The sequence below is a fragment of the Methylobacter tundripaludum SV96 genome (assembly GCF_000190755.2).
GTDB lineage: Bacteria > Pseudomonadota > Gammaproteobacteria > Methylococcales > Methylomonadaceae > Methylobacter_A > Methylobacter_A tundripaludum.
The window spans coordinates 333,317-345,791 of the sequence record NZ_JH109154.1; the positions used below are offsets into that span (position 1 = coordinate 333,317).

Sequence of the window (12,475 nt, forward strand, 5' to 3'; positions counted from 1 at the left end):
GCTCCAGCTTGGGAACTAGCGAAGCATTAGTAAAACATTTAAACCGGCATTAACAAGAGTAAATATGCACATGAATAAGTTTTTTATAACGGCTTTGTGTTTGGGGACAAGTTTAACAATCCCCCAAGCCCAGGCTGAACAAAACAAACCGCTAAAGGTCTGCGCTGCGGAAAACGAAATGCCTTATTCCAATAAGGCAGGCGAAGGCTTCGAGAATAAATTGGCGGAATTGGTCGGCAAAGCCCTGGGCAGAAAGATCGAATACCTTACCTGGAGCGACCCGCGTTACTACATACGCGACACCCTGGATAAAGGACTGTGCGATGTAGCGATGGGCGTCGATAAAGGCGATCCCAGAGTCTTAACCACCCAGCTTTACTACCGTTCCGGCTATGTCTTCATCTCGCGAGAAGCCGACAAGCTGAATTTGGAAAATTGGGATAGCGAAGCATTACGCAAGGCGCAACGCATCGCTTTTGTGCCCGGCACGCCGCCCGAAGTGATGATGAAGGCTATCGGGCGTTACAACGACATGTTCAATTATTCCCAGGAGCTGGTCGGTTTTAAATCTGCACGCAACCAGTACATCAAATACGAAACCTCGAAACTGGTCTCTGAAATTTCATCAGGCCATGCCGAAATTGCCGCCCTTTGGGGGCCGTCTGCCGCGCGTTACGTCAAAGCATCGACCACACCGTTGGTCATGACGATGATTCCTGACAACAACGTTCGTGCAGACGGACAAAAAGTCGATTTTCACTTCAGTACCTCAATGGGCGTTCGAAAAAACGATCCGACCTTACTGGCTCAGTTGAACAAGGTTATTGAAGACAACCGGAATGAAATAACCGAGTTGCTGGAAGAAGAAGGCGTCCCTTTGGTTGCAGAACCCGATGCGCCTTAAAAAATTACAAAGAACTTAGGTCTTAAAAATGAACAGAAAAAAATTATTCGTCGCATCGGCTGTCAGCCTTGCGTTGATCAGCTCGGCGGCTTTAGCGGAAATAACCTTTCGCAATACCATTACCGGCGCACCGCTGGATATGAGCGTCGCCAAATCGGGCGGCAACGAGGCCGTTTTCAATCAATTTAAGGAGACCGGCAAGAACCCCTACAACGGCGATAAAGAAGCCGTTCAAAAAGGTCACGACCTGTTTATGCCCGCCTGCTCCGGCTGCCATGGTCACGAGGCCGAAGGTAAATTAGGGCCGGGGCTGGCGGATGATTACTGGACGTATCCGTCTGCTGCTACCGATCAGGGTTTGTTCGAAGTGCTGTTCGGCGGCGCCAACGGCATGATGGGGCCGCAATACGTCAATCTATCGACCGATGAAATGCTGTTGATTATGTCCTGGATACGCGACATCTATAAAGGCGATCCGAAAAAAGCCAAATGGTTAAAAAAATAGAGAGGAAAAACCCATGAAAAAAATGCTTTTAATTAATGCAGGCGTCGTGTTGGCGGCGCTGTCCTATTCGGCTATCGCTTACGACGGTCAAAATTGCAGCGAACCGGGAGTTTGCTGGGAACCCAAGCCGGGTTACCCGGAAAAAGTGGCGGGCAGCAAGTACGACCCGAAACACGATGTCAATGAACTCAATAAGCAAGCCCAATCGGTTATAGAAATGGAAGAACGCAATAAAAAACGCCAGGAAAATTTGGCCAAGACCGGCAAGTTTGTTTATGACGTAGACGATATCGAGTAGGGATTGATTTGGGGCATAGATACATTCCAATCATTCGTCCCCTTGTGAGTCTGTTTGCATCTTATGCCCTTTTTTATGCTGGTTCCCAAGCTCCAGCTTGGGAACCCAGAGGACGAAGCTCTCGGCAACTGCTCCTGCGTTGCTCTACCTCCTGCATCCATGCAGTCGTAGCTTCGCGAGACGGGACGCTAGGAGACTGTCGGATTTAGCAGTGCAAAAAGTGTTAAAATAACCCTATCGAAACACCAAATCAAAAAACAAAAATGGCTACCCAATTCATCCTGATTGATCGCGATACCCCCTACATTCTGCCCCCGTGTGTTCAGGATTATTTGCCTGAAGATCATATGGCCCGTTTTGTTGTCGAGATTGTCGATCAACTGGATTTACGGACGCTATCAGCCGTCTATGCGGGCAAAGGAAAGCGCCCCTATCATCCGGCGATGCTGTTGGCGTTGCTGTTCTACGGTTACGCGACCGGCGTATTTTCCAGTCGCAAACTGGAGAAAGCCACTCATGACTCGATGGCCTTTAAATACATCTGCGCCAACGAAAACCCAGATCACGACACCATCAACAGCTTTCGCAAGCGCTTTGGCAAAGAGATCGAAAGCCTATTTGTCGAGATATTGGTACTTGCACAAACCTTGGGGCTGCTTAAGCTGGGTACGGTGAGCCTGGACGGCACCAAGATTAAAGCCAATGCCAGCAAGCATAAAGCCTTGAGCTGGGATTACGCCAATCAACTGGAAGCCCAGTTCAAACAGGAAGTTGAAACCTTGATGAAACTGGCTGAAGCCGCCGACAATTCCCCGCTTCCAGAAGACATGGATGTACCCAAGGAACTCAAACGCCGCCAAGACCGTTTAGCAGTGATTGCCAAAGCCAAACAGGAAATCCAGGCCCGTGCCAAGGCGCGTTACGCGCAAGAAAAGGCCGAGTATGACGAAAAGCAGGCTAAGCGTGAACAACACCTGAGTGAAACCGGCAAGAAAATGGGCGGCAAAGCCCCCCAAGCGCCTACCGATGCGCCTCAAGGTAAAGATCAAGTCAGCCTGACCGATGAAGAGTCCCGCATCATGCCGACCCCTAATGGTTTTGAACAAGCCTATAACGCCCAAGCCAGTGTTGATATTGCCACCCACCTGATCGTTGCTCATCACATCACCCAACACACCAACGACAAACAAGAAATCGAACCGGCCTTAGCCAAACTGGAACAGCTCCCGGAATGCTTGGGGAGTGTTGACAACCTGTTGGCCGACACCGGCTACTTCAGCCAAGCCAATGTAAAGGCGTGTGCTGATGCAAAGATAAAACCGTACATCGCCCAAAAGCGGCAAAGCCATAACCAAGCCCTTGACGCCCGGTTTCAGCATCAGCCGGAAATAGGCGAAAGCACCTTACCGCCGGTTGAGGCCATGACCCATCGCTTAACAACCAAAGCGGGCAAAGCACTCTACGGCAAGCGAAAATCTACTGTCGAAACCGTGTTTGGCATCATTAAACACGTCCAGGGATTCAGGCAATTCCAGCTTCGAGGCCTGGAATCCGTCCAAAGTGAATGGAATTTAGTCTGTATAGGCTGGAATTTAAAAAGAATGCATGTATTAAGAGGGTGAGAGAGGAAAAAGAGCATTGAGCTGCCCATAAAACAGAACTATGGGCATTAAAAATCCCAATAAACCACTTTTTTAAATTTTAATCGTGATTAAGTGGGGAGGCTCGCTCTATTAATCCGACAGCCTCCTAGAGCTTCCACTACCGAATTCCCAAGCTGGAGCTTGGGAACTGGCACAAAACTAAAATGAACACAGACACCCAACTTACCGACTGGCGCGAACAAGCGTTACAGTTTGAACGACAAATCAATCAAACCGTTATCGGCCTACAGCCTGCGGTCAGGCATATCATTCTGGCCGTTTTTGCCAGAGGCCATGTCTTGCTGGAAGGCAATGTCGGCGTCGGCAAAACCACGCTGTTAAGAGCGGTTGCCCAAGGGTTGGGCGGCGATTACCAACGGATTGAAGGCACCATTGACCTGATGCCCGCCGACTTGATTTATTACACCTATTTAAACAGCGAAGGCCGTCCGTGCGTCGATCCGGGACCTTTGCTGAAACACGGCGACACACTCGCCACCTTCTTCTTCAACGAAATCAACCGCGCCCGCCCGCAAGTCCATGCCTTGCTGTTAAGGGCGATGGCCGAACGCAGCATCAACGCCTTTAACCGCGACTATCATTTCCCGCACATCCAGGTTTTTGCCGACCGTAACCGCATCGAGAAGGAAGAAACCTTCGAGCTGCCCGCCGCCGCCAAAGACCGCTTTATGATGGAAATCAACATCGATATGCCCCGAGGAGATACTGAGCTGGATGAGCTGATGTTTAATCCCCGTTTTCACGATACCGACCGGCTTGTTGCAGGAGTCGCTAACACCGGCATTTACTACCGCCTCAATGAGCTGGCGCAAACGGTGCAGCAACGCATACAGACCAGCCCTAAACTCCATACCTACGCGCTGAGTTTATGGAAAGCCACGCATCAGCCGCAACAATACGGCGTTCAATTAACCGATGTCGAAATGCCGCAATTGTTAATGGCCGGAGCCAGTCCGCGCGGCATGAGTTACTTGATCCGCGCCGCCAAAACCCGCGCTTGGCTGGAACACCGGGATCATGTCTTGCCGGAAGATCTGCAAGCGGTTTTTCCGGTCTGCATGACCCATCGGCTGTTTTTAAACCCGATGTATGGCTATAGAAAAGAACAGCTGCTGCCCGAATTGATCAAGGGGATTTTGAACCAGGTGGCTGCGCCTTGATATGCGCTCCTTCTCCCTCAGGGAGAAGGCTGGGATGAGGGGATTCAAATAAGCTTTTTTTCTTATTTTGATTTCCCCTCACCCAACCCTCTCCCTCTGGAGAGGGCTTTTGCTAGTTCCCAAGCTCCAGCTTACTCTCGTTCCCACGCGCTGCGTGGGAACGCAGTACTGGACGCGCTGCGTCCCGTATACGCAAAACACTGGTCGTGACTCGCGGCGCAGCGCGCCTTGACGGCATTCCCACGCAGCGCGTGGGAACGAGGACAGCTTGGGAACCAGCAAGACCATTGCTTTATTTCGTGCCTTTCGTGCTTTTCGTGGACAACATAAAACATCAAATCATAAAAACCAACCCATGACCGAAACGCTATTCTATCGCTTACCCTGGCAATCAAGTTCCGTATATCCGGGAGCGCATCCCGGACAAATGATCGGCGCCGGACAGCTGTTCAAGCGCCACGAACCGCTGATTGCCAGCCCCGACCCCAGACGCATAGACTTGCGCGCCAGCATACTCGACCCGTTTTCGTCGTATCGGGTACGCGTCTACCAACAGCAAAGCAGCGTCAACGTCTATCTGCTCGCCGATATGTCGGCATCGATGGGCTATGCCGACAAACAACAAACCCTGCTCCGGTTTTTGCTGACCGCCGCCAATTCGGCTTCCGATTACGGCGACAAGTTCGGCTTTATCGGCTGCACCGAGCGTATCGAGCATCGCTGGCTGCTTCCCGCCGGTCAACACTTGGGACGGGTATCGGCACTGGCAAAACAACTGGAACGCCTTAGCTTTAGCGGCAGCGCAAACGGGCTGCAAAATGCGGCAGCCTTTCTGCCCGCCGAGCGCTCGCTGGTATTTTTGCTATCCGACTGCCATTTTCCGCTGCCTCAGTTGCGCGCCGTATTAGGCTCGCTACAGGCTCACGACGTGATCCCGCTGGTGTTATGGAATCAGCACGAATACGCCGCCTTGCCCAATTGGGGCCTTATTTCTTTTCAGGACATGGAAAACAATGCGACCCGCACGCTGTTCATGCGTCCGGCCTTACGGCAAAAAATAATTGCCGCCTATCAGCAACGCCAACACGACCTGAAAAACACCTTTAGAGCCTTTGGCAGTGAACCGTTATTTATTACGGAAGGCTACAGCACCCAAACCATTAATCGTCATTTACAGCAGAGGGTCGCATGAGAATTCTGTTAATCATGGTGTTGTCGCTGCTGGGCTGTTCCGGCTCGATCGACGAGCCGGTCAGTTACTTTAACGTCGAAACGCCCCGCCCGTTCGGTTACGTTAACGGCGATGAAATTCCCCAACGCATTGTGATCGAAACCCGTTCTGACATCAGTTTGCAACCCGGCAGTTTACCCGCCAAAGGACGAATCAACCGCTGGCTGAACCTGAATCAGGTCACGGTTAAGCAAACCGGACAGCGTTATCAAATCGACTTGCTCTACCAGGTTTTTTACGCGCCGCTGGAGGTTAAATCGTTAACCCTGCCCGGCTTTACCGTGCAGCTCAGCCAAGGCGAAAAAAACATCAACCAAAGCGTCCCCGCCTGGACGTTTACCCTGTCCCCGCTCAGAGAGCTGGTGGCGCGCCAAAGCGAACAGGGTGAATACATGCGCCCCGATGTCCCGCCGCCGTTATTAGCAAATACCCAGGCGTTGTACGGCTTGTCGGCCAGTCTGACCGTTGCAGCGCTGATAGCGACATACCTGGGTTATTTATACGGCTGTTTTCCCAATAGGCTGCGACGCACCTTGTTCAAGCGGGCGTTGCGCAAACTGGCGGGGTTGTCTAAAGCCGACATGGAGCAAGCCTTGACCGTTGTCCACCACGCCTTGAACAGCCTCAACGGCCAGCCGCTGTTCCTTAACCGGCTGGGTGAGTTTTACCGGCGCAACCCGGAATATCTGCAAATAAACGCCCAATTGGGTTGGTTTTTCACCTACTCCAACCGTTATTTTTTTTCCGACGGCATGATTGCCATAGCACAGGATTTTCAGCAGCTAAAAGACCTCTGCGAGCAATGCCGAAAAATCGAGCGGGGCAGCCGATGAATTTGGCGGTTAATACCCCTTGGGCTTTGTCAGGCCTAGTGCTCGCCCTGTTGCCGCTGTTCAATAACGGAATGCGTTCAAGCCCCGCCCCGTGGACGGCGTTGATACCCGGCGACACGTTGTCGGCTTTTGTCGTCTGCTGTTTGCGGCTGTGCGCCGTCGCGGCCATCGCCGGATTAGTTCTGGGCATCGCGGGCCTGCATCGCACCGAACAAAGCCGGGAGCGGATCGGCCACGGCGCGCATATCGTGTTACTGCTGGATCGCAGCAGCAGCATGGATAACACCTTTGCCGGACGCGCGCCGAACGGTGTAGACGACGGCAAGGATGCCGGAGGTAGAGCAATGCATGGAGCAATTGCCGAGGAATCCAAAGCCACGGCGGCGCGGCGCTTATTGACCGATTTTGTCAAACAGAGGCAAAACGATTTGATCGGGGTCGCGGAATACAGCACTTCGTCGCTATTCGTAATGCCGTTGACCGAAAACAAAAACGCGGTGCAGGCGGCGATTGCAGCGACCGCGACACCGGCGCTGGGTTTTACCCATGTCAGCAAAGGCTTAGGGATGGCCATCTCGTTTTTCGAGCAACAACCCGTTACCGGCTCACGCATTGTGCTGCTGGTTTCGGACGGCGCGGCGGCGATCGATCACGACAGCGAACAGAAATTGCGGCTTTGGTTTAAACAGCAGCAAGTCCGCCTGTACTGGATTTTCCTGCGCACCGCAGGCAGCCCCGGCATTTTCGATCAGCCTGAAGACAGCCGGGCCGACAACGCTGGGGCCATGCCCGAACTGTACCTGCACAAGTTTTTTCTGGGGTTGGGCAGTCCCTATCAGGCTTATGAAGCGGAAAGCCCGGACGCGTTAAAACAGGCGATTGCCGACATCAACCAACTGGAAAACCTGCCGATGCACTATGTCGAACGCATCCCCAAACAGGACTTGTCGGCAGTCTGCTACAGCATAGCGGCCTTCTTGCTGCTGGTTCTATTCGGCGTTAAATTTTGTGAGGTCAAACGATGATAACAAGTATCTGTGGGCGCGAATTTATTCACGCGTTAATGGTCAAACCATGATTAGAACAATCAGGCATATCACGCTGTGGACCGCATTGGCGGCCAGTTTTGCGGCTTTCGTTTACAGTGCCGGCGCGTTGTACGGCATCCACCGCGACAATGACTTAATCCGGCAATTGATTTCGGGAAAGGATGTGGCCGTTAATAAAGTCATCAGCGGCGAGCCGGAACTGAGACTGGCGCGGGCTTTTTATTTCAAGCGAAAACACCGCTACGACGAGGCCTTGTCGACCCTGAGCCTGATTATGGATAAAGGCGACCGAAACTTCCAGGCCAAAGCGCGTTATAACCTCGGCAACCTGTATCTGGAACAAGCCGTACAGCAGGCAAAAGCCATGAATATCAATGAAGCCATGCCTTTGGCAGGACTGGCGAAACAGGCCTACCGACAGTCTTTGGCCTTAAACAGCAGAGATTGGGATGCGAAATACAACCTCGAAGTCGCCATGCGCTTATTGCCGGAAATGGACAGGGTCGACATGCCGGACGACGAACCCAAGAACCAGAAATCGCAGTTGTGGACGACAGTGCCGGGGTTTCCGCGTGGCTTGCCTTGATTTTGTGTATGACGGGGGATTTTTTATCGCATTCCCACGCGCCGCGTGGGAATGCAGTCAAGGCGCGCTGCGCCCCGAATCACGGTCAGTATATAGAAATACGCATTGCACAAATACGGGACGCAGCGCGTCCGGCACGGCATTCCCACGCGGCGCGTGGGAACGAGGAAAAACAATGAACAATACATTAAAAGATTATCGAATCGGGTGCTTGCTGCTGGCGCTTATAGCCATGCTGGTGCTGTTCATGCATCCCAGTAAGCAACAAAAAAGCCAACCTACAACTACACCTTGCGCTAGTTCCCAAGCTCCTGCTTGGGAATTCAGTGGAGGAAGCTCCAGCTTCCCGTCTCGCGAAGCTGGAGCTTCGCATCTGGGTTCCCAAGCAGGAGCTTGGGAACCAGCGTAAATACACATTGCGCAAATATGGGACGCAGCGCGTCCTGCACTGCATTCCCACGTGGCGCGTGGGAACGAGGAAACAATGAACCACACATTAAAAGATTATCGAATCGGGTGCTTGCTGCTGGCGCTTATAGCCATGCTGGTGCTGTTCATGTACCCCAATAAGCAACAAAAAATGCCAACCTACAACTACACCTTTATTGTCGACATTACCCGCAGCATGAATGCAACCGACTACCAGCAAGACAACCAAGCCGTCAGCCGCCTGAATTTTGTCAAACAAACCTTGCGCGAATTATTGCAAAAACTGCCTTGCGAATCCAAAGTCGGCCTGGGCCTGTTCACCGAAAGGCGATCAACCCTGTTATTCGAACCGCTGGAAGTTTGCTCGGCTTATACGGAAATCGATACCACGATCAGCAAGATCGACTGGCGCATGGCCTGGGCGGCGGACAGCAATATCGCCAAAGGCTTGCTGAGCACGCTTGAAATGCTGCCAAAAAGCGAAAGTTCGGTGATTTTTATTACCGACGGACAGGAAGCCCCGCCGGTTAATCCCAATTATCAAGCTGATTTTTCATCCGTAAAGGGACAGGCGAAAGGCATGATTATCGGTGTGGGCGGCTTGCAGTCTGTACCAATCCCCAAGTTTGACAGTCAAGGCAAGCAAACCGGATTTTATAACCCAGACGATGTGCCGCACCGTTCTTCGTTCGGGCAATCGAATCTGGATCCGTCGCAAATCAAAGGCTACAACGCGCGCAATGCCCCATTCGGCAGCGAAGCCGCCACCGGCAACGAGCATTTAACCTCTTTGCACGAAACCTATTTGGAAAAACTGGGCGCAGAATCCGGCTTAAGTTACGCCCGCTTAACCGACTTGCAAAACCTTAGCCAAGCTTTACAAAACCCGAAACTGGCAACTGAAAAAGTTGTACAGACCGATATTCGCCGGCAACCGGCCTTATTGGCATTGCTGCTGTTAAGCCTTGTCTATCTGCCTAAGGTATATAAATTTCGCCGCTTTTTCGCCAGGGAGCGTTCGCTAGTTCCCAAGCTCTAGCTTGGGAACTCAGTAAGGGAAGCTCCAGCTTCCCTAGTACCCGAAGCTGCGACTGCATGAATGCAGGAGCGGTTGCCGAGAGCGTCGGCTCAAAGGCTCCCGATCTGGAGATTGGGAGCCGACAACTACCATTAGTTATCTATCATCTTGAGTACTGTAAATGAACAAACAAAACCTGCTCTCAACCCATAATCTTTTTACGCTACGCTTACTTTTGTCGCTGCTCGGCGCCTACATCGGCTATACCTATCGGCATACGAGCCACGATTATTGGTTTGGGATGATATTTTTGTTTACCGCTATCGCTATCGCTCCCGACTATTATCAATTCAAGCAGCGTGGCGATAACCACAAAGCCCTTATCGACCGGCTGCTGCATTGGTCAGGCGGCTTGTGCGCGGGCATTGTGATTTACGCCTACCATAATTCAGGAAGAATATTCCACGAAGAAGCCGGTTTAATCGTACTGTTAATACTGGCGTTAACGACTTATCTGGACGGCATAAAAAGAGGCTGGCGTTGTATTTTCGCAGGGTTATTCTTGGGCCTGGTAACTGTTTGCGTCGCTTATTTCGATAGTTACATCTGGCAGTTAAGTGCGCTTGCCGCCGTTGCTGTTGTTTATAGTCATTACCGGCAATCTGACGGTACGCAAACCGGTACGATTTGAATCAACGGGAGTGCAAGCTTCGCTTGCTTGCAGGCGAAGCTTCCGCTCCTGCTCACGCCCCTTACCTACATCCATGTAGGCAAAGCCTGCACTCCAATCCCGGTTTCTAAAAGAAAGCCTTGGAAGCCAAGCAGGCCGGGCATAAAGATGAGCACCGGAACAAGTCACCTATTATTTTTGTTTGAGCAGGATTGTAATCATGAAATTCAAAGTCTTACTGTTGAGTCTGTTGTTGTCCGCTAACAGCTTTGCGGCGGAAAAAACCGTTATTCGCATCGGCGTTCAGTCGGGCGGCACGGTAGAGTGGGAGCTGCCCGCATTGCAAGATGAGTTAAAAGCCAAGCAGGCTGATGTTCAACTGGACATTCAACATGTCGCCAATGCGGAAGCCGGTAAGATCGCATTACAATCCGGGGCGGTCGACATCATCGTTTCCGACTGGATTTGGGTGTCCGGCTTGCGCGAAAAAGGGGCTGATTTCACCTTTTATCCTTATTCGGACATTTCGGGCGTGCTGATGGTGCCAAAAGATAGCGGCATTCATTCCTTGCAGGATCTTAAAGGTAAACGCCTGGGCATCGCCGGTGGCGAGCTGGATAAAAACTGGCTGCTGCTGCAAACCCTGGCGAAACAGCAGCAGGATATGGATCTTGATGCGTCGGTGGAAAAAGTATTCGCTGCGCCGCCGCTGCTAAATGAACAGATTAAGCAAGGCCGGATCGATGCGGTGCTTAATTATTGGCATTTCGCTACACGGCTTGAGGCTGAAGGGTATCGGACGCTGATTGACGGTCGCAGTATTTTGCAAGGTTTGGGGATTTCCGAACCGGTCGCCAATATCGGTTATGTATTTAAACAAAGTTGGGCCGATCAGCATAAACAGGCGCTCAGGCAATTTTTAGACGCCGGCAAACAAGCCAAGCAAACGCTGTGCAGTTCCGATACTGCGTGGCAAAAAATCATCCCATTGACCCAGATAGATGATGAAAAAACCCAAAAGCGCCTGCGCCAAAACTATTGCGCCGGTAACATTGAACATTGGGGAGAAGCCGAACAACAAGCGGCCGAAAAAGTGTATTTACTGTTGCATAAGCAGAGCAAGCAGGCCCTGACCGGTAAGTCCGAACAGCTGCAACCGGGTACTTTCTGGTAATGTGTGCGAGGCGGAGACAAAAAACCTTGGCGTAGAAACCAAAGTCGAAGTCAATGCGGCCAACGGCAAGATTATTGAAGTATCAACAGAAGCATGGGAAATTGGCAAAGAGGCCGACGAAAAAAGATAAACGATCTATCTCCGTTCCAGCAATTGCCCGGATCGGAGATCCCCGCATAACCCTCGCAAGTTTTTAAGTCGTTGATGCCAATTCCATAAGCCTGACCTCAACAATATCCTTATCCGCCACTAAGGCGCTGCAAACACCCTGCCCTAACGCTATATCCTGCACATGCCACGTTGAAGCCTGTCCATACTCAGACGGAACCCTTAAAAACTCGGCCTGGTTTTCAGGATTAATGACACATTGGTTCAAGCCCAAGGAGATGCCATGTCCCGTGGCTTTGACGAAGGCCTCCTTGCGCGTCCAGAAGCGGTAAAACGCCAGTGTTTTTTGAGCTTCCGGCAACTTGTTCCAATATGTACTTTCTTCTTCGGCAAAACATTTATCGACCAGCCCGGCCAAACTGGTTCTCGGCTTGCAAGCTTCTATATCGACGCCTAACCGGCAGTCCCATCCTACTGCAATCACCAGTGCGCTTGCAGAATGAGACAGATTGAACGCCAGCTCAGGCGTATCGGGAAGATAAGGTTTGCCGTGTTCGGCTTTTTTTATATTGATCTTTTCCGGCAGCTCGTTAAGCGCTTGGGCCAATACCTTTCTTAAGCGACCCTGCACTTCGACATAGCGTTTGCGCAGCAAGTCGTTTTTCATTTTTTCGGCATGGGCTTGCTCGGCTGCACCGAGAACGCGCCAATAGGTTTGATAGTGAGCTTCCTCGGCGGCAATATTGCCATGCCATATTTGGATGGTGTCAGTATTCATAATCTTTTACGCCGATTCCCAAGCGCCAGCTTCCCGCACCGAATTCCCAAGCTGGAGCTTGGGAACCG

Annotated in this window: 15 protein-coding genes; 14 read left to right on the plus strand and 1 reads right to left on the minus strand. The window is 51.7% G+C overall.

The features are described 5' to 3' along the window. Nucleotides 1-70 precede the first annotated feature (70 nt). The 14 genes from moxJ (at nucleotide 71) to METTU_RS24890 (ending at nucleotide 11,651) form a co-directional block, all read left to right on the plus strand. Nucleotides 71-904 carry a methanol oxidation system protein MoxJ gene (moxJ, locus tag METTU_RS21315; protein ID WP_367301512.1) on the plus strand — a complete coding sequence of 278 codons (834 nt, stop codon included), beginning with the start codon at nucleotides 71-73 and terminating at the stop codon, nucleotides 902-904. Between the two features lie 28 nt (nucleotides 905-932). Continuing rightward, nucleotides 933-1,409: a cytochrome c(L), periplasmic gene (gene moxG / locus METTU_RS21320; RefSeq protein ID WP_006894137.1), complete on the plus strand. Its 477-nt coding sequence runs from the start codon at nucleotides 933-935 to the stop codon at nucleotides 1,407-1,409. Nucleotides 1,410-1,422: 13 nt separating this feature from the next. Beyond that, nucleotides 1,423-1,707 (plus strand): methanol dehydrogenase [cytochrome c] subunit, encoded by a 285-nt coding sequence (locus METTU_RS21325; protein WP_006894138.1) that lies wholly within the window; start codon nucleotides 1,423-1,425, stop codon nucleotides 1,705-1,707. Nucleotides 1,708-1,970: 263 nt separating this feature from the next. Continuing rightward, the gene (locus METTU_RS21330) at nucleotides 1,971-3,329 is read left to right on the plus strand and encodes an IS1182 family transposase (RefSeq protein ID WP_006889238.1); all 1,359 of its coding nucleotides are present in this window, start codon (nucleotides 1,971-1,973) and stop codon (nucleotides 3,327-3,329) included. A gap of 185 nt (nucleotides 3,330-3,514) precedes the next feature. Then, nucleotides 3,515-4,531, plus strand: a complete 1,017-nt coding sequence (locus tag METTU_RS21335) for an AAA family ATPase (protein WP_006894139.1) — start codon at nucleotides 3,515-3,517, stop codon at nucleotides 4,529-4,531. A 355-nt stretch (nucleotides 4,532-4,886) separates the two neighbouring features. Beyond that, entirely contained in the window at nucleotides 4,887-5,723 is an 837-nt protein-coding gene (locus METTU_RS21340; protein WP_006894140.1) for a DUF58 domain-containing protein, read from the plus strand. Continuing rightward, a complete protein-coding gene (locus METTU_RS21345; RefSeq protein WP_006894141.1) occupies nucleotides 5,720-6,595 on the plus strand; it encodes a hypothetical protein in 876 nt (291 codons plus the stop codon). Before METTU_RS21340 ends, METTU_RS21345 begins: the two co-directional genes overlap by 4 nt. Beyond that, nucleotides 6,592-7,620, plus strand: a complete 1,029-nt coding sequence (locus METTU_RS21350) for a vWA domain-containing protein (RefSeq protein ID WP_006894142.1) — start codon at nucleotides 6,592-6,594, stop codon at nucleotides 7,618-7,620. The genes METTU_RS21345 and METTU_RS21350 overlap by 4 nt, the downstream gene beginning before the upstream one ends. Before the next feature lie 49 nt (nucleotides 7,621-7,669). Continuing rightward, nucleotides 7,670-8,230: a hypothetical protein gene (locus tag METTU_RS21355; RefSeq protein WP_006894143.1), complete on the plus strand. Its 561-nt coding sequence runs from the start codon at nucleotides 7,670-7,672 to the stop codon at nucleotides 8,228-8,230. Between the two features lie 175 nt (nucleotides 8,231-8,405). Further along, nucleotides 8,406-8,639 carry a hypothetical protein gene (locus tag METTU_RS23460; RefSeq protein WP_150107946.1) on the plus strand — a complete coding sequence of 78 codons (234 nt, stop codon included), beginning with the start codon at nucleotides 8,406-8,408 and terminating at the stop codon, nucleotides 8,637-8,639. A gap of 75 nt (nucleotides 8,640-8,714) precedes the next feature. Beyond that, on the plus strand, nucleotides 8,715-9,698 hold the full coding sequence (locus METTU_RS21360) for a vWA domain-containing protein (protein WP_006894144.1): 984 nt from the start codon (nucleotides 8,715-8,717) through the stop codon (nucleotides 9,696-9,698). A 160-nt stretch (nucleotides 9,699-9,858) separates the two neighbouring features. Next, a complete protein-coding gene (locus METTU_RS21365) occupies nucleotides 9,859-10,368 on the plus strand; it encodes a hypothetical protein (RefSeq protein ID WP_006894145.1) in 510 nt (169 codons plus the stop codon). A gap of 199 nt (nucleotides 10,369-10,567) precedes the next feature. Continuing rightward, entirely contained in the window at nucleotides 10,568-11,521 is a 954-nt protein-coding gene (locus METTU_RS21370; RefSeq protein WP_006894147.1) for an ABC transporter substrate-binding protein, read from the plus strand. Nucleotide 11,522: 1 nt separating this feature from the next. After that, nucleotides 11,523-11,651 (plus strand): hypothetical protein, encoded by a 129-nt coding sequence (locus METTU_RS24890; RefSeq protein ID WP_302050610.1) that lies wholly within the window; start codon nucleotides 11,523-11,525, stop codon nucleotides 11,649-11,651. Nucleotides 11,652-11,714: 63 nt separating this feature from the next. Here METTU_RS24890 and METTU_RS21375 read toward each other — a convergent pair whose 3' ends face one another. Further along, nucleotides 11,715-12,407 (minus strand): 4'-phosphopantetheinyl transferase family protein, encoded by a 693-nt coding sequence (locus METTU_RS21375; protein WP_006894148.1) that lies wholly within the window; start codon nucleotides 12,405-12,407, stop codon nucleotides 11,715-11,717. Between the last annotated feature and the right edge of the window lie 68 nt (nucleotides 12,408-12,475).